Source organism: Rossellomorea orangium (assembly GCF_019334305.1).
GTDB lineage: Bacteria > Bacillota > Bacilli > Bacillales > Bacillaceae_B > Rossellomorea.
Genome location: NZ_JAHWGH010000007.1, coordinates 33023 through 54181 on the forward strand (window position 1 = coordinate 33023; position 21159 = coordinate 54181).

At 44.9% G+C, this 21159-nt stretch carries 18 protein-coding genes and 2 riboswitches; all 18 genes read right to left on the reverse strand.

The features are described 5' to 3' along the window. Positions 1-34: 34 nt before the first annotated feature. Positions 35-1492, reverse strand: coding sequence for a S41 family peptidase (locus KYJ26_RS03180; protein WP_219165879.1), 1458 nt, complete (start codon positions 1490-1492; stop codon positions 35-37). Positions 1493-1645: 153 nt separating this feature from the next. Further along, complete coding sequence (gene metX, locus KYJ26_RS03185; RefSeq protein ID WP_219165880.1) at positions 1646-2719, reverse strand: homoserine O-acetyltransferase MetX; 1074 nt, start codon at positions 2717-2719, stop codon at positions 1646-1648. A gap of 198 nt (positions 2720-2917) precedes the next feature. Then, on the reverse strand, positions 2918-4213 hold the full coding sequence (locus KYJ26_RS03190; RefSeq protein WP_219165881.1) for an O-acetylhomoserine aminocarboxypropyltransferase/cysteine synthase family protein: 1296 nt from the start codon (positions 4211-4213) through the stop codon (positions 2918-2920). A 250-nt stretch (positions 4214-4463) separates the two neighbouring features. Further along, positions 4464-4582: riboswitch (SAM riboswitch) on the reverse strand. Between the two features lie 88 nt (positions 4583-4670). Next, positions 4671-5810 (reverse strand): trans-sulfuration enzyme family protein, encoded by a 1140-nt coding sequence (locus KYJ26_RS03195; protein ID WP_219165882.1) that lies wholly within the window; start codon positions 5808-5810, stop codon positions 4671-4673. Positions 5811-5939: 129 nt separating this feature from the next. Continuing rightward, positions 5940-6320, reverse strand: a complete 381-nt coding sequence (locus KYJ26_RS03200) for a DUF302 domain-containing protein (protein ID WP_219165883.1) — start codon at positions 6318-6320, stop codon at positions 5940-5942. A gap of 74 nt (positions 6321-6394) precedes the next feature. After that, positions 6395-6976 (reverse strand): peroxiredoxin family protein, encoded by a 582-nt coding sequence (locus KYJ26_RS03205; protein WP_219165884.1) that lies wholly within the window; start codon positions 6974-6976, stop codon positions 6395-6397. Beyond that, positions 6969-7583, reverse strand: coding sequence for a hypothetical protein (locus tag KYJ26_RS03210; protein WP_219165885.1), 615 nt, complete (start codon positions 7581-7583; stop codon positions 6969-6971). Before KYJ26_RS03210 ends, KYJ26_RS03205 begins: the two co-directional genes overlap by 8 nt. 18 nt (positions 7584-7601) lie before the next feature. Next, positions 7602-8177, reverse strand: a complete 576-nt coding sequence (locus KYJ26_RS03215; protein ID WP_219165886.1) for a class I SAM-dependent methyltransferase — start codon at positions 8175-8177, stop codon at positions 7602-7604. Between the two features lie 775 nt (positions 8178-8952). Continuing rightward, entirely contained in the window at positions 8953-9189 is a 237-nt protein-coding gene (locus KYJ26_RS03220; RefSeq protein WP_219165887.1) for a hypothetical protein, read from the reverse strand. A gap of 127 nt (positions 9190-9316) precedes the next feature. Beyond that, positions 9317-9404: riboswitch (cyclic di-GMP riboswitch) on the reverse strand. 144 nt (positions 9405-9548) lie between these two features. After that, on the reverse strand, positions 9549-10877 hold the full coding sequence (locus KYJ26_RS03225; protein ID WP_219165889.1) for a murein hydrolase activator EnvC family protein: 1329 nt from the start codon (positions 10875-10877) through the stop codon (positions 9549-9551). A 39-nt stretch (positions 10878-10916) separates the two neighbouring features. After that, positions 10917-11801 carry a permease-like cell division protein FtsX gene (gene ftsX, locus KYJ26_RS03230; RefSeq protein ID WP_219165891.1) on the reverse strand — a complete coding sequence of 295 codons (885 nt, stop codon included), beginning with the start codon at positions 11799-11801 and terminating at the stop codon, positions 10917-10919. Next, positions 11791-12477: a cell division ATP-binding protein FtsE gene (gene ftsE / locus KYJ26_RS03235; protein ID WP_098351957.1), complete on the reverse strand. Its 687-nt coding sequence runs from the start codon at positions 12475-12477 to the stop codon at positions 11791-11793. The genes ftsX and ftsE overlap by 11 nt, the downstream gene beginning before the upstream one ends. A gap of 564 nt (positions 12478-13041) precedes the next feature. Next, entirely contained in the window at positions 13042-13356 is a 315-nt protein-coding gene (gene cccB, locus KYJ26_RS03240; RefSeq protein ID WP_219165893.1) for a cytochrome c551, read from the reverse strand. Positions 13357-13437: 81 nt separating this feature from the next. Further along, the gene (locus KYJ26_RS03245; protein WP_061810140.1) at positions 13438-14310 is read right to left on the reverse strand and encodes a YitT family protein; all 873 of its coding nucleotides are present in this window, start codon (positions 14308-14310) and stop codon (positions 13438-13440) included. Between the two features lie 410 nt (positions 14311-14720). Next, positions 14721-15822 (reverse strand): peptide chain release factor 2 gene (gene prfB, locus KYJ26_RS03250; protein ID WP_219165895.1). Its coding sequence is split into 2 segments (ribosomal slippage): positions 14721-15749 and positions 15751-15822, totalling 1101 coding nucleotides; the frame shifts between segments, so codons are not numbered across the junction. A gap of 357 nt (positions 15823-16179) precedes the next feature. Then, positions 16180-18690: a preprotein translocase subunit SecA gene (secA, locus tag KYJ26_RS03255; protein ID WP_219165896.1), complete on the reverse strand. Its 2511-nt coding sequence runs from the start codon at positions 18688-18690 to the stop codon at positions 16180-16182. A 383-nt stretch (positions 18691-19073) separates the two neighbouring features. Then, complete coding sequence (locus KYJ26_RS03260; RefSeq protein ID WP_219165897.1) at positions 19074-20189, reverse strand: YecA family protein; 1116 nt, start codon at positions 20187-20189, stop codon at positions 19074-19076. A 130-nt stretch (positions 20190-20319) separates the two neighbouring features. Then, complete coding sequence (locus tag KYJ26_RS03265) at positions 20320-21156, reverse strand: DUF1028 domain-containing protein (RefSeq protein ID WP_219165899.1); 837 nt, start codon at positions 21154-21156, stop codon at positions 20320-20322. Between the last annotated feature and the right edge of the window lie 3 nt (positions 21157-21159).

The window sequence follows — 21159 nt, forward strand, 5'->3', positions numbered from 1 at the left end:
GTTCATTTCACTAAGAACCTTTCTCTTTAGCAGACTATTCTTTATCAGTTCCTTTTGCTGTTCTTTCAATATACTCCAAAGCCGCCTGCAGCTGCAGATCATTCTGCTCATTCTGCACCGCTTTTACTATTTCTTCCTGTAGTCTCTCCCCAGTTTTGGCATCGATGATTCCCGTGACATCCATGCTTTCCTGGATCTGGAAGTCCTTGACGGCCTTAGCGGTTTTCTTGCTGAAATATCCATCGACCCGATCAAGTGTGAAGCCTAACCCTTGAAGCATTTCCTGGGCATTTTTCACCTGTTCATTGTTTATGCCTTCTTCCAATGGCTTCTCCACCTGAAGGGGATGGGCATAGAAGTAGGATGGCTGTCTGACCGGGATGTCCGGCTTGATTCCCTTCTTATGGATCCAGTTCCCGTTCGGCGTCAGCCATTTGAACATCGTCAGCTTGATGTTGCTGCCGTCCCCCATCGGCACTGCCTGCTGTACGGTCCCTTTCCCGAAGCTCTTCGTCCCGATCAGGGGATAGCCTTCTGCCTCTTTCAGCGCACCGGCAAGGATTTCAGATGCAGATGCACTGCCCTCATCGATAAGAACGACGACAGGATACGCTTTTCTTTCCTTACTGTTCGAGAAGGATTTCAGCACCTCTCCGCTTCGTTCCTGGATTTGGACATACGGTTTTTTCTCAGTGACGAATTGTTTCAGGATTTCTTCCACACTCGACAGGAGCCCTCCAGGGTTGCCCCTCACATCCAGGACCAATCCTTCCACTTTTTTCTTTTCAAGTTCTGCCAGCTGCTTTTTAAAATCGATGGCTGTATTTTCCGAGAAGGTGGTAATTTGAATATAACCCGTTTTCTTACCATTGACTTCCTTCACATCCGAGATGACCGTTTCAACCGGGATATCGTCCCGTTTCACGGACACTTCGATCGGATCCGACAGTCCTTCTCTCGTGATCTCCAACTTCACTTCCGTACCCTTTTTCCCTCGTATTTTCAACGTTGCCTCGTAAAGGTCGAGGCCGTCGATACTGTTCCCGTCCACCTTGATGATGCGGTCATTCGGTTTCAGTCCTGCTTTCTCGGCAGGTGAATTTTTAAATGGTGCCACGATGACAAGCTTCCCGTCCATGATCGTGACCTCCGCACCGATTCCTTCAAAGGACGAATCCAAGGCGTCATTGAATTGGGACGCGGTCTCTGCGTTCATGTATACAGAGTACGGATCATCGAGGGTTTTCAGCATCCCCTGGATCGCACCTTCCACAAGCTGCCCTTTGTCTACATCCTGAAAAAACTTATCGCTGATCAGATCATAAGCAACCTCTACCTTGTGAAGCTTATCATTAAGCTCCCCTTTTCCATTGAACTGAGCAGGCTCGTCCCCTGCCAAATCAGCCCACTCCAAACCTCCATACATTCCTCCTGCACCGATCAGCATGCTAATGATGATGGTGATGATGAGCCTTCTGCCCGTCCACTCCATATATTCCCCTCCAGCTAGTCGTTTGTTTATGGTCTGGATGAAAATCTTCCACCCAACGAAAAAAGACACCACACAAAAACGCGCTAAGGCGGTGCGATGTCTTTGCTTATCTAACTATATGCCGGAAGGGGACGAGTTATGATTGGATGGAGATTATTTGATGTTCGTCGCCATTCTTTGAACCTGATGGTGTTTGAGATGGGAAGAGATGATCCCTCCCCATTTCTCAAATTCCACCAGGAATCCGTCATGACCGAATGAGGTTGGGATATAGTAGTGCTCTCCATTTGATACTTGTTCCGTGAAGTCTTTTAAGTATTGAGGGGAATAGATCAAATCACCCTCGTAGCTGATGGATATCAGCTCGCACCGATAGGATTCAGCGACTTTATCCACACCTTCCCTTCCTCTTCCGATATCATGGGTATTCATGGCTTTCAACAAGGTAAGATAGCTGTTGGGATCAAAACGCTTTCCTAATTTCTTTCCTTGATAATCCAGATAGCTCTCTACATTAAATTGCTCATTCGTCCTCTCCCGCTGAAACCGCTGATCGAATAATTCCTGGGTCCGATACGTCACCATCCCGACCATCCTTGCGATCTCCAGCCCTTTTAAACCGGCTCCCTGGGGATAGTGTCCGTTATGAAACTCGGGATCCCCTTCGATCGCCGTGATCCCGATATGATTGAACGCGAGACCATAATCATTCAGTGCCGGTGAGACAGCAAGGGCGAACACCTTATTGATATAGGAAGGGTACAGCACTCCCCACTCAAGCGCCTGCATACCACCGAGTGAACCTCCGATCACGGCTTCTACGTGCTGGACGGATAGCTGCTGCAGCGCCTCATATTGGGCATGGACCATATCTCTTATCGTGATGTGGGGGAAATCCGGACCGTATCGCTCTCCGGTATCCGGATTGACGGCCGTTGGACCACTGCTTCCTTCACACCCTCCCAATACATTGAAAGCAACCACATTGAATCGCTCCGTATCAATATACGACCCGGGGCCAATCAGTCCAGCCCACCAGCCGCGGTCCTCACTGGTACCTTTGACAATATGGGTTCCAGTGAGGGCATGACATACGAGGATGACAGGCCCATCTTTACGACCTGTACGCTCATATGCAAGATGAACATTTTTCAACTCGATGCCTGATTCTAACGTGAGGGATGGGATGGTAATGGAGCTTACTTCGTACGAATATGAATTCTCCATTCCTCCACCTCCTTTTTGGTGTTGTTTGGGGTGATCGATGGGTTGAGTTTTTCCACCGACCATATGTCCCGATTAGTATTAAAGGTTCATTTAAATTTGACTGCAAGAAGCAGTTTCGCTGATATCTGTATACAGTAACCCGCTGGATGCCCTTTTACTAGCATCCAGCCCTGGATTTATCTTCAATAAACCTAAATCTTATACCTTCGACGTTTCCAACGCCACTTCAATCGCATGATCCAAATCCTCGATCAGGTCTTTCACAGATTCCAAGCCGACGGAAAGTCTTACAAGATCCTCGGTTACCCCGGTCGCGCGGATTTCCTGCTCATTTAATTGCTGATGCGTCGTGGAAGCTGGATGAATGATCAGTGATTTCGCATCCCCGACGTTGGCAACATGGGACCATAGGGAAATATTATCAACGACTTTCCGCCCTGAATCCCTGCCCCCTTTTATGCCAAAGACGACGATGGAGCCTGCTCCGTTTTTTAAATATTTTTGAGCAAGTGCGTGGGATGGATGCTGAGGCAGTCCAGGATAAGACACCCACGCGACCCCGCTGTGCTGATTTAAATGCTCCGCAATCTTCAATGCGTTTTCCGTATGACGTTCGATACGGAGGTGCAGGGTTTCAAGTCCCTGCAGCAACAGGAATGCGTTTTGAGGACTTAAGCAGGCACCGAGATCCCTGAGAAGCTGCACTCTAAGTTTGGTGATAAATGCAGCCGGGCCAACATCTTGTGCGTAGCGAAGTCCATTATAGCTTCTGTCCTCTTCCGTGAATCCAGGGAATTTCTCATGGTTCCAGTCAAACTTCCCTCCGTCAATGACGACACCTCCGATTGCCGTCCCGTGACCACCGATCCATTTGGTTGCAGAGTGGATGACGATATCCGCTCCCCACTCGATCGGCTTGCACACGTACGGAGTGGCAAAGGTGTTATCAATGATAAGTGGAATGTGGTTGTCATGCGCCACTTTTGAGACCGCCTCGATATCCAGAACGTGAAGGCTTGGATTTCCAATCGTTTCGGCAAATACCGCCTTCGTTTTCGGCGTAATTGCTTTACGGAAGTTCTCAGGATCAGTCGGATCCACAAAATGAACCTTGATCCCGTATTTCGGCAGAGTCGTAGAGAACAAATTATACGTTCCACCGTAGAGATTTGTGGCTGCCACGATTTCATCTCCTGCTCCAGCAATATTCAGGATCGACAGGGAGATGGCGGCCATTCCCGATGACACCCCAAGGGCCCCGATGCCTCCTTCTAACAAGGCAAGGCGCTTCTCCAAAACGTCGACTGTCGGATTCATGATGCGTGTATAGATGTTGCCAGGCTCTTCAAGGGCAAATAGTTTGGCTGCATGATCGCTGTTATCGAATACGTAGGAAGTAGTTTGATAGATCGGTACCGCTCTTGATCCTGTGGATGGGTCGGGCTCCTGGCCGCCGTGAAGTAGCAGAGTGTCGAAATCGAATGATTTGGTCATTGGGAATTCCTCCTGGTTTTTTAGATTTGGGCTTTGGATTGGTTTACGGTTGGTTTGGTTCAGCTGTTGAAAAGGGTGGTTTTTTCAGCTGCTGATTATTGGGATGAATTCACCTGCTGAATTTTCAAAGAATATCAGCAGCTAAACTTCTCCAAACATTCTCCTGCTGAACACAAAAACTGAGAAGATAGAAGAGGTAAAAACAAAAAACCCTCTTCCTAAGAAGAGGGTCTAAATGAATAGGGTCCTCCTCTTATCTTTCAGGCAAATCGCCTGCAGGAATTAGCACCTTTTCATGCGACGCCTTTAGCGTACATGAAGGTTGCCGGGTTTCATCGGGCCTAGTCCCTCCACCTCTCTGGATAAGAGCATATAGTTGTCAAAGTGAAAAATTCTTGCGTTGAGATGAATTATAAAGGGTAAGGAGCACCATCGTCAAGAGTATTTTCAGAATTTTTTATTTTTTAACAGAAGCTACAATGGCATCTGTAAACTGAGCGACGATGTCTTCCCCATCCTCGATACCTAACGATATGCGCACCACATGGGTGTTGATGCCAAGTTTCTCCTGAGCTTCTTTCGGAAGGGCACGATGGGATGTTCCAAGTGGATACGATACCGTCGTTTCCACACCGGCCAGGGACGGGATGATTTTGATCCAGCCAAGGGACTTGAAGAATGTACTGATGTCACATGTTGGCTCAAGTTCAATCGTCACGATTGCACCGTTTCCTTTTTCTGATAGGTTGCTTGGGTAATAGACCGATTTCACTCCTCTGTTGTTTCGCAGTTCATCTGCAAGGGTCTCTGCGTTACGGGCCTGTGTCCCGACTCTCAGTGCCAGCGTTTTGGCACCACGGCAGGTCAACCAGGCTTCGAAAGGGCTTAAATTCGAACCAATATTGACCACTTTCTCTCTTGCTTTTTGGACAAGCTCTTCGTGACCTACGACCACCCCTGCCGTGATATCACTGTGTCCACCGATATATTTCGTCGCGCTGTGGGCGACCAAGTCTACGCCTTCAAGGAAAGGCTGGCGCAGAAACGGCGTGGCAAACGTATTGTCAATCATCGTTTTCAAGCCGTGTTTTTCCGCCAAAGCGACCATTTTAGCGATATCTTCAACACGCATAAATGGATTTGTGACGGTTTCACTGTAAAGCAGTTTGGTTTGCGGAGTGATCGCTGTTTCTACTTCCTTCTCATTTGTAAAATCAACGAATGATGTGGAAATGCCGAACGAGTTCAGTTCTGCTTTTAACATGTGGAAGGTACCACCGTACAAATCCTCTGCTGCTACGATATGGTCTCCTGATCGAACCACAGCCAGGATTCCCACGAGGATGGCGGATAAACCGGAAGATGTGGCGACACCAGCTGGTGCTCCTTCCAGGTCTGCCACCATCTTCCCCAGCTCATCGGTGTTGGGGTTACCCGTTCTTGTATAGAGATAAGGAGACTTCCCCTCATAAAAGCCCTCCAGCTCCTCCAGTGAGGTAAAAGAAAATGCAGACGTCTGGTAGATCGGCGTCGTCTTACTGCGGATTTCCTCCGTTCCCTTAAGCTGACTATGTACAACCTTGGTGGTGAATTTCATATTTCCGTCATCCTTCCTTTATCTATGTATTTTAAAAAGTGTATCATATTCAGAAGATTGTGAGGAGTGAGAGATGTTAGTTTCCATAAAAAAAGAACCTGTCGCTTTGTTGCAACAGGTTCCCATCCTTCAAACGTTTTCTAAACAACCGATCAAGCGATTTTCAATATCCAATGCCAACTCTTTCAGTTCATCATTATCAACCATCTCAATCAGCTTGCTCGGCTTCGCCATACCAATCTTGGTTGTTCCGCCTTCTGTGTATACCGTCACTTTACAAGGCAGGAAGTAACTTACGAGCATGCTTTCCTCCAGCACTTTCTTTGCTTCGTGCGGATTACATACTTCGAGCACGACCACTTCTTCATTGAAGTCCAGACCCTTATCCTGGAGCTTCCCGGCAAGGTCAAGATTCCAAAGAACACCGAAACTTTCCTCTTTAAGTGCGTTCTCGACGGCCGTCACCGCTTCTTTCACATTCATTGAAACTTCTTTTGTGTAATGAAACATATTGATCCTCCTTTTTGAGTAATGGTTACTTATACCTCATAGCGTATGTAATGAAACCAGGTCCGTCCCTCACATTATTCCATCTGTTCGACCATTTTACCCATCATTTCTTCGTTCATGGGGCCGACGATTTTGTGTTGGATGAGGCCGTTGGTGTCGATCATATAGGTGGTCGGAATGGTAAAAGCTCGGTATTCGTCTCCGATATCACCTTTTTCATCCATGAGGATCGGGAAGGTGAGCTCGTATCCATCGACAAACTGCTGGACCGCTTTTTTTCCGTCATCTTGGGAAGTCAGATTAACGGCAAGAATTTCGACATTCTCTTTATCCGCATTTTTTTCATAATACTTTTGCATATGGGGCATTTCGGCTTTACATGGCGGGCACCAGGTGGCCCAGAAATTCAGGATCACTTTTTTTCCCTGATAGTCGGACAGTTTAATGCTCTCACCATTTAAAGTGGTCAACTCAAAATCCGGCGCACGGTCACCTTTAGTCAGCCCCTGCTTGGCGTTGGTCAAATCCATGGACTCTTTGGCTAATTGTGCTGCCTCTTCCTTCGCCTTTTTTTCCTGTTGATCCTGAAACAGATTCACTAGAAAAATCCCGATCAGCAGGGCAACGATGGCCAGGGCAAAATTCCGTTTATTCAATATGGTTCCTCCTCCCGCCTAAAGCAATTAGATAGATCATCACCACTACATACGTCCATGTAACGGTAGTGAACGTAAAACCTGTATTTAACGAATGAAACAGCAGTTGAAGCAGTGTGAAAACAACCACTAATTGCACTATCCATATTTCCCGCTTTAGTCCACTTGATTTTTTTAATAGAAACCAAAAGAGTGTCCCGTTGATGATAAGTTGGAAGATTCCTGAAAGGAAATCCAGTTCTAATACATGATGGACAAATTCAAATGAAACCACCGTACTGACCCAGGCGATGACTACAATGGATGGGCTTACTCCCCTTTTTAAGGTTATGTATAAAAGTGCTGCCAGGATCCCCAGCCAGTAACCAACCCTTCCTCCATGAAAATACAGGATTGTAAGGGGATGATCGATGACCGTTTGAAAATCTACCACTATGACACTCAGCTTCCAGGTAAGAATAAAATAAAAGACCGCACTCGAATACCAATCGCTTGCCTTTCTATTCCAGAAGTAGAGAAACAGATACGTCAGGACGAAGGAGGCGATGATTGCTCCCCAGGAAGAGGGGAACGTGAATGAACCTATAGAGTACCACATTTCAGGCATCGGTCACTACTCCCTTCACTAACAAGCGTTCTTTCTCACAACGATATAGTAGACGGACGTATGAAGATGCCCGACTGTTGTCGTGAAGCCCGCTGAAGTAAGCTGACGGTCCAAGTCCTCTGAAGCAAGCCTTTCCTCCATGGGAGGTCCCATTTCGGATTCTACAGCTTCCCAATCAAGAATCAACCAGATTCCATCGTCTTTCAACATATCATGAAGATCTTGAAAGACTTTGATCAAATCAGGAACTTCATGCAGGACAAAAGCAGAAACAACCTTATCTAACGTTTTCTTATTGAAGCTAAGGTACTCAAGGGATGATTTCTCATATACGATGTTGTCTATATCTTCTTCCCCAGCACGATGCTTCAGGTACTCAAGCATTTCCTGTTGTAAATCTACTGCCTGCACATTCGTTTCAACCTTTCGAGCAATTGGAAGGGTTAAATAGCCATTCCCACACCCCAGGTCTGCCACAATATCATCAGGTTTTAATTGAAGCATCTCTAATACTTTGTCTACAGGCACTATGGCTTGCCGCTTTGGATCAAGCAGCTTTGAAGCTTTATGATGTTCAAATAAATGTCCAGTCATTGAAATTCCTCCGTTCAAATATATACCCTATTATGTATTAGTATCTTAAATCTCAAGCCCACAATCAAGTTATTTACTCATAGTGTATCCCTTAGTTGAATTATTACAGATTTGTACGCTGGATGTGTGTCGGACCGTTGAACAAATAAGAACTATACCTGCCCTGATACGATTCATCTTTTAAATAAAATAGGCTGTTTTCGTAAACATTGTTGCTTTTGGATGTAGGGAGTGGCGGTTGATTTCCGCTACAGGTGCTCGCTTTCCGCGAGGCTGGCGGTGAGCCTCCTCAGGCTTCGCCCCGCGGGGTCTCACCTGTCCAGCGTTTCCCGCAGGAGTCGAGCACCTGCAGCGAGAATCAACTATGTTTTACAACCTTACAGAATATGTGGAGATTGCTTATGCCACTGCTTTTTCATTTGTTGCAGTGACTGATTTTAATTCATAGCCCTTTACTCTTTTTAAAATGATGATCACAAACCATTTTGCTCTGTCAACTACTTACTACGTTAGAGGGTGAAGGGAACTGCGTAGACTCCTACGGAAAACGGGCGTGTCGAGACCCCGGAAGCGGTCTTTGCTGAGGAGGCTCGGCCGAACGTCCGTGGAAAGCGGAGCAGTTCCCTTCACCCTCCTGCACCACAACCTAAATGACAGAGCATCGTAAATCTTAGTTTGTATATGAATAGCAACAATCTTTACGAAAACAGCCTTTTAAAAAAACAAAAGGACCACCCCGATTAAATAAAGGGTGATCCATAAGTATTGATGAAAACTAGGCCGCTTTCAAACCTTCCAAGATGAGCATGAAATATTTAACGCTGTCCCCACCGCGCTGATTGATTATTTCAATGTCATGTAGGATCTTTTCAAGTTCCTCAGGACCGACACATTCCAGGAACATGTCACTGACTTCTTCGGCTGTATACTGTCCTATATGGGTATACTTTAGTGCTGTACGATTTCTTCTGCAGAAACTTCTTAATTGTCTCTTTATATCAGCTAACTCCAATACCATCATCCTTCTTACAGGTTCAATCCTTACTAATAAAGCATCTCTAGTAAAAAAACACCCCACGAATCGGCAGGCATGATCATACTAGCAAAATGCTACCATTAGTATTCATTGCTTCCGTTATTTCGGTAACCCGGCGATCATTATTTTAATAAAATGGAAGACCCGTGGCTTTGCGTCCTAATTTTTCAATTAGTTTGCCTTTTTCGAAAATCAATTAAATATATTGTCATTATACTAAAAGAATGATGATATGAAAACACAATACCGTAATTCATTGGTGAATCCTTTATCCTAATATAGAGTGAAAGCATACAATAAAAACCCCATTCTACTAGAGAACGGGGTTTCAAAACTTAAAAGTTGATATATTGACGTGGATCTACAGCATTTGCATGTGATGCACTCCAAGATCCTCTGTAAAGTTCAAAGTGTAAATGCTGTCCAAATGAGAAACCGGTGTTACCCATGTATCCGATTTGGTCGCCTTTATTCACAGCTTGCCCAGTGCTTACTAATGAAGAAGACATGTGAGCATATACAGTAGTGAACGTTTGGCCATTGATAGAGTGAGTAATGTATACAACATTACCGTAGCTTGAGCTGTAATGGCTTTTGATGACATATCCATCAGCTGCAGCTGAGATTGGAACACTTCCACGTGCTGCAATGTCTGTACCATAGTGGAATCTTCTCTCACCATTTAGTACATCCCATCCGAAGTTGGTAGTGATCGTTCCATGTGCTGGAGCTGTCCATGCTCCTGAACTTACTGGGGCACTTGGCGCTGGTGACGTCGAGCCACCACCACTATTGCTTGACGTAGCCGCTGCACGTTTAGCTGCTTCAGCTTCAGCCTGACGTTTGCGTTCGATTTCACGCTGACGGGCTAGTTCTGCCAGTCGTGCTTGTTCTGCCTGGATCTCTCCTTCAAGCTGCTGCTCCATCTTAGCAAGCTCGTCTGACTCTTTTTCAAGATCGGCTTTTTCTACTTTTAACGTAGCCTGTTGAGCTTCTAACTGCTTGAATAATTCTGCTTTTTTAGCTTTTTGGCTATCTAGATCTTTTTTCAGGGACTGAAGATTCGCTTTTGAAGCTTCAAGGTCAGCAAGTTCTTTTTCTACTTCCGCCTGCTTTTTCTCTAATTCAGCTTGATCGCGTTTCTGTTCGTCCATGATTTTTTTATCTGCATTTACGATTGTATTTACTGCTGTTACACGGTTGATGAAGTCTCCGAAGCTTTCCGCTCCAAGAAGTACGTCAAGATAATTGGCTGAGCCGCCTTTTTCTTGAATCGCACGAGCGCGTTCTTTTAGAAGCTCGTTACGTTCTGCGATCTTTTTCTTTAACTCTTCAATATCTGCCTTAAGCTTATTGATTTTAGCAGTTGTTTCATTAATCTCTTTAGTTTTTTCTGTGATTTTGGTTTCTGTATCTTTTAACTTCGTGCTGATTTCAGTAATTTGAGCTTGAATATCTTTTTGCTTGTTGATATTTTGGTCAATTTGTGAATTTTTCTCATTTATCTTTCCATTGACCTCTTCCTTCTTAGAAGAAACGTCGCCCTGCTGTTTCTTTAAGTCCTGCACAGAGGAGTTAGCGCTAGCAGTTGTAGCGAACGTTGGTAGACCCCCGATTGTTAATGCTGCTGCAAGTGATAATGATATAAAATACTTCCTGTTCAAGCGGCATGCTCCTTTCAGCTTCTATCAACCTATCAAATTTTACACTTTTAAGAATTTACGCACAGACATAAAGCTTCCCCAGGCACCGATCAGGCATCCCATCAGTAAAATCAATCCGTTTACTTGATAGATAAAGGGGGTAAAATCTAATATCTGAATAAAATTGTTTTGTAGTTTCGGTTTAATAAATCCATAGGCATAGTAGTAACCTGTGGTGACAAGAGCAATCGGGATAATAGAACCTAAAACACCCAGCCATAAACCTTCTAAAATAAATGGCCAGCGCACAAACCAGTTGGTTGCACCCACGAGTTTCATTATCTCGATTTCCCTTCTTCTCGCGACAATGGTAATTTTGATTGTATTTGAAATGAGGAACATGGCAGTGAACAGGAGACCGATAATTAGTACAAGTCCTACGTTTCTACTCATTTCCAGCACATTAAATAGTTTTTCGATTTTCGCCTCACCGTACAGTGCTTCATTTACACCGTCATATGAGCTGATTTGTCCAGCTATTTTTCCCGTATCACGTGGGTTTTCAGCTTTTACAATAAACACATCATACAGTGGATTATCCTGTTCAAATAATCTGAAATCGTCACCCAAGTCCTTGACTAGGTTCTGAAGCTCTTCCTCTTTAGAAGAGTATTCTACAGATTCGACTCCACTTATATTTTGAATCTTCTTCTCTATTTGATCAATCTGGGATTTCTCAGTACCAATTTCAAGTAATACACGAACCTCAACGTCTTTCTCAATATCAGTCGCTACCTTGTTCATGTTTAACATCAATACGATAAACACACCTACAAGTAGCAGTGTTACGGTAACCGCACTTACTGATGCGAAAGTCATCCAGCCGTTACGGCCGATGCTCTTGAAGCTCTCCCTAAAATGCCTGCCATACGTTCTAGCTTTCATAACCGTAATCACCTCGCTGTTCATCCCGGACAATGCGGCCATTTTCAATGGCGATTACCCTGTGCTTGATTGTATTTACGATTTCACGGTTATGCGTAGCCATTATGACCGTCGTTCCACGGTTGCTGATTTCTTCAAAGATGTTCATAATATCCCAGGACGTTTCCGGATCAAGGTTACCTGTCGGCTCATCTGCAATCACAAGCTTCGGCGTATTTACGATGGAACGAGCAATCGATACACGCTGCTGTTCCCCACCCGATAACTCATTCGGCAGCATTCTTGCTTTATGCTTTAACCCGACCAGGTCCAGTACTTCCATGACTCTCTTCTTAATCTGTTTTGGATGTTCTTCTATTACTTCAAGTGCGAAGGCAATGTTTTCATAGATTGTCAGCGATGGTAGCAGCTTGAAATCCTGAAACACGACTCCAACATTTCTTCGTAAGTATGGAACTCTACTATTCTTCAGTTTTGCGAGATTAATACCATTAACAATGATATCTCCTTTAGAAGGACGTTCTTCGCGGTACATCATTTTGATGAACGTAGATTTCCCGGCGCCACTTGGACCCACCACATACACAAACTCACCTTGCTTAATGTGGACGTTAAAGCCATTAGCAGCCATGACACCGTTGCTGTACTGCTTGTAGACGTCTTTCATTTCTATCATTTTAAAATCACCTAATTTGTATTTATGTAGTTACCCTCTTGGCTGTTATCGACATATGTACACGGCACGTAACCCTAGTCGTCTTTACCACCGTTAGACAAAAAATGGTGAAAAAACTCGAATTACGCTTCCGAAAATAATTATAACATCACTTTATAGTAAGTTAAGGAAAAAAATTATTACATTTTCATTTCAGCACGTGAAAAAATGTGAATTTTTTACCTGTTTTGTTGTCGATTTTACCTATTTTTCGATGGAAAAATAGTACTTTTTATCTAATAACAGGTACTAATACTACACTCTAAAGTTTTAGGTTAATAAAATGATAAACGTTAAGCTGATGCTATTCTGATTAAGTTACTAGGTTATAAATGTGTACATCTAAATAACCAACGATTTAAGGGGTTAATACGAAAAACTTCTGTAATAAACACTTAAAGAAGTACTAGAAAAAACTTGTGGATAAACTCTCAGCAGTCAGAAATGGTGGATATTTGATATTGACGGACTGAATTCATGCCTGCAAAAAAAAGAAGAACCCCAACGTGGATTCTTCTCCTGATCTTATTTCTTATTGGATAACCATTCAGCTACTGCTTCTGCTTCCTCACCTTCAATGAGTCCAGGAGGCATTTGACCTTTACCATTCTTGATGGTTTCAAGAATTTGATCTTTGCTTAGCTCAGCACCGATATTTTTCAGGGCTGGCCCCATTCCGCCTTCAAGGTTTCCCCCATGGCAGCTGGTGCACTTATTATTTACGATTTTTTCAGGGTCCACTCCGCCGGAGCTAGTTTCTGTACTGTCGCCACCGTCACCGCCACATGCAGCCAGTACCAATGAAGCGCCAAAAAGAACACCTAGCAGCTTTTTCTTCATCTTTAATCCCCCTCGGAAACATTTATCAGAGTCGCGGATGTGATACAAGGTCCGTCCCTCTCTTACATAATTATACCAAGTTTAAACCCGTTTGAAACCTTCTCCCAATACTTCTGAAGCGTCCATGGTCACGACGAATGCAGAAGGATCAATGGTTTTCACCAGTTGTTTCAGTTTTGTGAATTCTGTTTGGTCGACAACGCACATGAGGATCGGGCGCTCATCATCAGTATATCCACCGTATGCAGATAGTTTTGTCACTCCGCGGTCGATTTTATTCAGAATTCCTTCACGAACTTCTTCCTGGCGATTCGTGATAATCAAGGCCATTTTCGATCTGCTTATTCCGACCTGCACGAGATCGATGGTTTTACTTGTGACATACAGTCCGATTAAGGCATATAACCCTCGCTCAATATCATAAACGATGGCTGCCGAAAGAACGATCATACCATCAATAAGGGCGACACATGTCCCAAGAGACAGCCCCGTAAACTTATTAACAATCTGCGCAGCTAGGTCCGTCCCTCCAGTTGAGGCTCTTCCCCGGAACACAATCCCTAAACCAAGTCCTACACCGATTCCGCCAAAGAGTGCACCAAGAAGCGGATCTTCCGTCCATGGTTTCCAGTCTTCTGTCAAGAATACGACAAGCGGTAAAAACACCGTACCGATGGCCGTTTTAACACCGAATTGCAGACCCAGGAAGATCAACCCTGCTATGAATAGCGGTATGTTAAATGCCCATTGTACATATGCCGGCTTCCAATCGAACAGTCCATTCAGGATGGTCGATATACCGCTCACCCCTCCGGAGGCCACCTCATTCGGAAGCAAGAACACATTAAACGCAATAGCCACTATCGTCGACCCAAACACAACAAACAAATACTCTAACAACTTTTCTTTCCGTGGATTAACTACCTGCTCACGACGCCTTTCCTTCAAACCCATCCAGTACGACTCCTTTAACCTATGTATTAATAGTATGAGTACAAATCTTTTCTTTGATGCACAACTCTTCAGGGACGGACCTCTAAATCAGGACATCCTTCTTGTGAAGAATTATACAATCCATGACGAATTTGCACTCTCAATTCTAATGAAATACAAGTTGTTATCGTGATGCATATCGAGCACTAATTCCCTCTGCATCAACCTTTGAGAGTATAGCATGGGCACATAGAGGTGTAAATAACAGCCCAATAACGTGTTAAAGCATTAATGGGATGAGGTTCGTTGGAAGGGACGTTTTGAGGGACGGACCTCGGTGAAGGGCTGTAAGATGTTCGATCTATGCCTTTTTGAGGTCCGTCCCTCAAAAAAACTGCCCTTTCCGGTAATCGGGAGGGCAGTTTGGCATTTTATTGTATTCTTGATCTCAGGTAGGCGTTGATGAATGGATCGATGTCGCCGTCCATGACGCCTTGTACGTTTCCTGATTCTGTGTTGGTTCTGTGGTCTTTGACCATGGAGTACGGGTGGAAGACGTAGGAACGGATCTGGCTTCCCCATCCGATTTCCTTTTGCTCTCCACGGATTTCGGCAAGCTCCTGCTCTTGTTCTTCAATCCGCTTTTGGTAGAGCTTCGCTTTTAACATTTTCATTGCTGACTCACGGTTTTTGATTTGGGAACGCTCTGATTGGCATGTCACCACGACGTTAGTTGGTAAGTGAGTGATACGGACAGCTGAGTCGGTTGTATTGATGTGCTGTCCACCGGCTCCACTTGCACGGTACGTATCGATTTTCAGATCTTCCGTACGGATGTCGATTTCAATTTCTTCATTGAATTCCGGCATCACTTCACAAGACACGAATGAAGTATGACGACGTCCCGAAGAATCGAATGGTGAAATACGAACAAGACGGTGTACGCCTTTTTCAGCTTTTAAGTAACCATATGCGTTGTGGCCCTTAATTGCTAAGGTAACACTCTTAATTCCTGCTTCATCCCCTGGAAGATAATCCAGAGTTTCCACTTTGAATCCACGTTTTTCACCCCAACGCGTGTACATACGAAGAAGCATGGAACCCCAGTCCTGTGACTCGGTTCCGCCTGCACCTGGATGCAATTCAAGGATGGCATTGTTTTTATCGTGTTCTTCACTTAGTAGAAGCTGAAGCTCGTAGTCATTTAGACGTTTGACCAGGTCACCCAGTTCTTCTTCCAGGTCCTTTTGAAGTTCTTCGTCCGGCTCTTCCTTGACTAGTTCAAGGGTCAACTCCAGGTTTTCCTGGGATTCAAGCAATGATTTGTATTCATTGACGAGATCCTTCAGACCGTTCCCTTCATTGATAAGTCCTTGTGCTTTTTGCTGGTCATCCCAGAAGTCGGGTTGGACCATGATTTCGTCCAGTTCCTGGATTCTTGCCTCTTTGTTTTCTAAGTCAAAGAGACCCCCTGAAGTCCGCTAATGTCTTAGCTGATTTTTCTAACTCTGCTCTGATTTCTGATAGTTCCATGTGTGGTCACCTCTATAGTTATTTGGGTTGTTGATATAATTTTATTAAGATGGTTCGGAAGTAGAGTGGGGTGGAGTTTTTATTAGAAAGTAGTGGTTGATTTCCGCTGCAGGTGCTCGCTTTCCGCGGGGCGTGGGTTGAGCCTCCTCGGGCTAAAGCCCTGTGGGGTCTCAACTTCCACGCGTTTCCCGCAGGAGTCGAGCACCCTCCGCTTCAATCAACTGTGCTTTTTCATAAGTCTTTTCACAAAATCATCCACTACTAACACCATCTACTTTATCTACCTATAAAAAACGGAAAAGTACCTGGGATTTATTTTAGCAAAATAAGTCCCAGGTATCATCTCATTTCTTTTCGTTATCCGGTTATGCCATGACAGTGTTTGTATTTTTTGCCGCTTCCGCATGGGCATGGGTCGTTGCGGCCTACGTCTGCTTGTTTGCGGACTGGTTGTTTTTTGGCTTTGGCTCCGTCTTCTTTCGGGTTTACCGCTTGGCCTTTGGCCACTTCCTGGCGTTCCAGATTGTTGCGGATTTCCGCTTTCATGACGTATTTGGCCACGTCTTCTTCGATGGCAAGGACCATGCTTTCGAACATGGCGAATCCTTCATGCTGGTATTCACGCAGCGGATCGTTTTGACCGTATGCACGAAGGTGGATACCCTGGCGAAGTTGATCCATGGCATCGATGTGATCGATCCATTTCGTATCAACTGCGCGAAGCAGGATGACTTTTTCAAACTCACGCATTTGCTCAGGCGTCAGCTGCTCTTCTTTTTCATTATAGCGGTGCTGAACGTCTTCATAAATAAGAGCTGTCATTTCATCCGCTTCTTTTCCACGAAGATCGTCGACTGTCACGTCATTTTCAGGTAGGAGATTGGCATTGACGTAATCTACGATGCCTTGGAGGTTCCAGTTCTCCATCTCTTCTTCTGACGTATGTGCCGCTACTTGGCGTTCGATGGCTGATTTGATCATGCCTTCAACGATTTCACGAAGGTTTTCGGAATCGATGACTTCATTACGCTGTTTGTAGATGATTTCACGCTGCTGACGTAGGACATCATCATATTGAAGAAGCTGTTTACGAGCATCGAAGTTGTTTCCTTCCACTCGTTTTTGAGCTGATTCAACAGCACGGCTAACCATTTTACTTTGGATCGGCTGGGAATCGTCCATTCCAAGGCGTTCCATCATGCTCTTCATGTTGTCAGAGCCGAACCTACGCATCAATTCATCTTCCATTGAGAGGTAGAACTGAGTCACCCCTGGATCTCCCTGACGTCCGGAACGTCCACGGAGCTGGTTATCGATACGGCGTGATTCGTGACGTTCTGTACCGATAACGGCAAGACCGCCAAGATCGATGACGCCTTCCCCAAGCTTGATATCCGTACCACGACCGGCCATGTTTGTCGCGATTGTGACAGCACCAGGTTGACCCGCTTCTAAAATGATTTCGGCTTCACGGCCATGGTTTTTCGCATTCAATACATTATGGCGTACGCCTTTTTTCGTAAGGAGCTTGGAAATCAATTCTGACGTTTCTACGGCAACCGTACCGACCAGTACAGGTTGTCCTTTATCGTTTCGTTCTTTAATATCATCCACAACCGCATTGAACTTCCCTTCGATGGAAGCGTAAATCAGATCGGCGCGGTCATCACGAACGATCGGTCTGTTCGTCGGGATGACAATAACGTTCATATTGTAGATATTACGGAACTCTTCTTCTTCCGTCTTCGCTGTACCCGTCATACCGGACAGCTTTTCGTACATACGGAAATAGTTCTGGAACGTGATCGTTGCCATCGTCATGCTTTCGTTCTGGATTTCAAGGCCTTCTTTGGCTTCGATTGATTGGTGAAGACCGTCACTGTAACGGCGGCCCTTCATCAGACGGCCTGTGAAGGAGTCAACGATGACGATTTCGCCTTCCTGAACCACATAATCAACGTCACGGTGCATACTAACGTGGGCTTTCAGCGCCTGGTTGATGTGGTGGTTGAGAGTTACGTGTGAAATATCAAACAGGTTATCAATATGGAAGGCTCTTTCTACCTTGCTGATTCCGTCTTCTGTTAATTGAACACCTTTTGTTTTTTCATCGTACGTGTAATCCTCTTCTTTTTTCAGTGTGCGTACGACCGCATTCGCCTGGATGTACAGCTGAGGCGTACGCTGAGCGTTACCTGAAATGATCAATGGTGTACGTGCTTCATCGATCAGAATGGAGTCGACCTCATCGATGACGGCAAAATGAAGGCTGCGCTGAACCATTTGATCTTTGTACAGAACCATGTTGTCTCGTAGGTAGTCGAATCCGAATTCATTATTCGTACCGTACGTGATGTCTGCGCTATAGGCTTCGCGTTTTTCATCTTTGGACATAGAGTTGAGGTTGAGCCCTACAGTTAAGCCTAAGAAATTGTACAGTTTACCCATTTCCTCGGCATCACGGCTGGCAAGATAATCATTGACCGTGATAACGTGAACGCCTTTTCCTGTGATCGCATTCAAGTAAACAGGCATGGTAGCCGTCAGGGTTTTACCTTCACCGGTTTTCATCTCGGAGATGTTTCCGCCATGAAGGGAAATACCACCCATAAGCTGAACGCGGTACGGGTAAAGTCCCAGTACACGTCGAGCCGCTTCACGAACGACAGCAAATGCTTCAACGAGCATGTCCTCTAAATCTTCGCCTTTTTGATAACGCTCCTTGAATCGCTCTGTTCTTTCGCGGATTTCGTCATCCGTCAGACGCTCCATATCGGGGCCCAGTTCTTCTATTTGATCGGCCAGTTTCTCCAGCCTCTTTAATTCTCTTTTATTTGCATCGAACACTTTATTTAATAGACCAAGCATGTATAAACGCTCCTTTATCTGTGTTGGAATGAGAGCCAAACGTCACAAGTATAACGAAAGAAAATGAGATTCCGATGAGAAATATGTGAAATCCCTGTAAAATCCCAGGAAATCCATCCCCATCACTCTACATTATGATTCGCTACAAAACGCAATAATCCTCCCACCAAAACACGATATATTCCCTATCAATCTTACCACTATCCCATATCGGATACAACTTAAGCCTTTGAGGGACGGACCTCCCTTTTTCAGTCTTTGGAAGAAGTGAATGCTATTATATCAAGCTTTCTATTCTAAATGGTCATGAATTGGGAGGTCCGTCCCTCAAAAAAAAAGCCGCCTGTGATAGGCGACTTTTGTGGACAGTGTTTCAGTTCTGGTTAGGCGTTCACTGTTTTTAGCAGTTCGTAGACGGTGTCCTGGTAGCTTTCCCAGATTTGCTTGCTTCGTCTTGAGATGCTGTTGGCAGAGACATCGAAGTATTCAGCAAGTTCTTTTTGAACGTGGCGGATACTGATTTCGTCAATGTTTTTCGCCATGTCGACCATTGCCCCTGAGTAGATTTTCGGGTTGCGGATGGTCGGGCGTTCTGTGTAGAAGTATTTTTCCAATACGGCTACGAGAAGCTCACTTTCTTTCTTGTTTTCCTCTTTTTCAGACAGGAAGTTTTGTAGGGAAGTAATCGCTTCGTTGTATTCCGGTGTCTTCCAGATTTCCACTCCTTCAATGGAGTCTTCGGCTTTCTTATCAGAATCCTGTTCTGCTTCTGCCTTTTCTGATTTAGAAGTCGCTTTTCCTGCCTTCTTCTTCTCCGCACTATAAAGAACAAATCCGACATCAGCGATTTCCAAGTACTGACCTGATAAGTAATCATGTAGAGTTTCAAACTCACCTTGTTCATATCGGATCTTCACTAATTCCATCGCGGCCTTTTCAATCGCAGGATAAATAAAGTATTGAGCAAATGGAAGATACTTCTCTCCATTTGGTAATAGTAAACCTAAGAAAAAGCTATTCTCATCAAGCTTACCGAATTTCTCCGTTACAACAAGTGTATCCCCTGAGATGGCTTCCTCGACACGAAGCGTATTGTCATTCAGCTTCTCAACCGTACCGGCTGTCACGCGAATGTTCTTCCATGATTCCAATACTTCAGCTGTCTGAGGACGGGTCACCGTGTTCAATTGTTTATCGACAAAACGTTCAATTAAACGAACACCATCAGCATCCTTCTGAGTCGCTCCGTACCAGCTGACAAATGCCATTTCGTAAATATCCGGATCCGCCTGCATCAAGTCCATCTTAGACAAGTAGTGATGGTAGCTCTCTTCCATCTCCGCAGACTGGGCCGTAGCGATAAAGTCATACAGCTGAGCCTGAAGCACATCCAGCTCCTGATTCACCAGGGTATCTATATTCACAACGTTTTCACAGCATTTCTTATATTTTTTTCCACTGCCGCATGGGCATGGTTCATTTCTACCGACTGTACTCATGTTTGTATTTACCTCCAACTTCTCTGAGTCCCGTACACAAATGTTCATTATATAACATTTCAAGCAAGCATTAAACTGTTTTAAAACAAGAAAAAAGAACCAATCGATTTTCGACTGGTTCTTTTCCCAATTATCTTCCCTGCTTTTTCATATAATCCAATACGTCCAAATCGATATAATTCTCTTCCTGCTCACGCATTTCAAAGTTTTCCGTATGAAGATAGTCTTTCAGATTCTGATAGAGGGACTGCTTGTCTTTCGCATAGCCAAGTCGGGTCAGTTCCCGTTCCACTTCATTATGAATATCTCCTTCCAGCAATACCACTCTGCCGGCATCTGATTCTTTAAAGTAGAGCTGATGAAGTTGATAGATTCGCTTTAGTTCCTTGATTGGAGAGGCGTGATCGTCCACTCTCAGATCGATATACCGATCGTTGAATCCGCCATACCCGCCATTTTCCTTTACGACTAAAAGTGCCGCGGACTGCATGCCCCGGGAATCACCGCCTGCTTCCTGCCCGGCATCGAGAGCCTGTAATAATCTCTCGGCAAGTGATCCGGTCGTCGATTCAAACGATTCCGCCATCGCCTTCACTGTGTTCTTATCTACTAATATATTTCCCTGCGCGGCAAAGTGTTTTCCTGTCTGTCCTCCAGCCCAGTCATAACACCCTTCACCAGTGAACGTGGCCGAGTTTCCACCGGCATCGATCAATCCCACCTGGCGTAACGGACGCTCTGGGTCGTCCTTTGTGATGATTTCAAGGGCTTCTTCCGCCGTCTTTCCTTGTGACATCAGTTGAAGTGCGTGCGGACCGTAAGAAGTGTTCGCATAAGACTGGGTCGCGACTGCGCCGACACCCGCTTTTGCAAAAGGCACAACCGATCCAACACCGAGGAATTTCGATTGTACCGCTATCCCCCATTCTTTCTCTTCCGGGTCATAACCTACAATGGAATACGTCATGAT

Excerpts from the sequence above, each read along its gene's own strand:
- KYJ26_RS03260 (WP_219165897.1), bottom strand. The coding sequence starts at position 20,189 with ATGAGTACAGTCGGTAGAAATGAACCATGCCCATGCGGCAGTGGAAAA.
- KYJ26_RS03195 (WP_219165882.1), bottom strand. The coding sequence starts at position 5,810 with ATGAAATTCACCACCAAGGTTGTACATAGTCAGCTTAAGGGAACGGAG.
- cccB (WP_219165893.1), bottom strand. The coding sequence starts at position 13,356 with ATGAAGAAAAAGCTGCTAGGTGTTCTTTTTGGCGCTTCATTGGTACTG.
- KYJ26_RS03200 (WP_219165883.1), bottom strand. The coding sequence starts at position 6,320 with ATGTTTCATTACACAAAAGAAGTTTCAATGAATGTGAAAGAAGCGGTG.
- secA (WP_219165896.1), bottom strand. The coding sequence starts at position 18,690 with ATGCTTGGTCTATTAAATAAAGTGTTCGATGCAAATAAAAGAGAATTA.
- ftsE (WP_098351957.1), bottom strand. The coding sequence starts at position 12,477 with ATGATAGAAATGAAAGACGTCTACAAGCAGTACAGCAACGGTGTCATG.
- KYJ26_RS03190 (WP_219165881.1), bottom strand. The coding sequence starts at position 4,213 with ATGACCAAATCATTCGATTTCGACACTCTGCTACTTCACGGCGGCCAG.
- KYJ26_RS03180 (WP_219165879.1), bottom strand. The coding sequence starts at position 1,492 with ATGGAGTGGACGGGCAGAAGGCTCATCATCACCATCATCATTAGCATG.
- metX (WP_219165880.1), bottom strand. The coding sequence starts at position 2,719 with ATGGAGAATTCATATTCGTACGAAGTAAGCTCCATTACCATCCCATCC.
- KYJ26_RS03265 (WP_219165899.1), bottom strand. The coding sequence starts at position 21,156 with ATGACGTATTCCATTGTAGGTTATGACCCGGAAGAGAAAGAATGGGGG.
- KYJ26_RS03210 (WP_219165885.1), bottom strand. The coding sequence starts at position 7,583 with ATGCCTGAAATGTGGTACTCTATAGGTTCATTCACGTTCCCCTCTTCC.
- ftsX (WP_219165891.1), bottom strand. The coding sequence starts at position 11,801 with ATGAAAGCTAGAACGTATGGCAGGCATTTTAGGGAGAGCTTCAAGAGC.
- KYJ26_RS03245 (WP_061810140.1), bottom strand. The coding sequence starts at position 14,310 with ATGGGTTTGAAGGAAAGGCGTCGTGAGCAGGTAGTTAATCCACGGAAA.
- KYJ26_RS03215 (WP_219165886.1), bottom strand. The coding sequence starts at position 8,177 with ATGACTGGACATTTATTTGAACATCATAAAGCTTCAAAGCTGCTTGAT.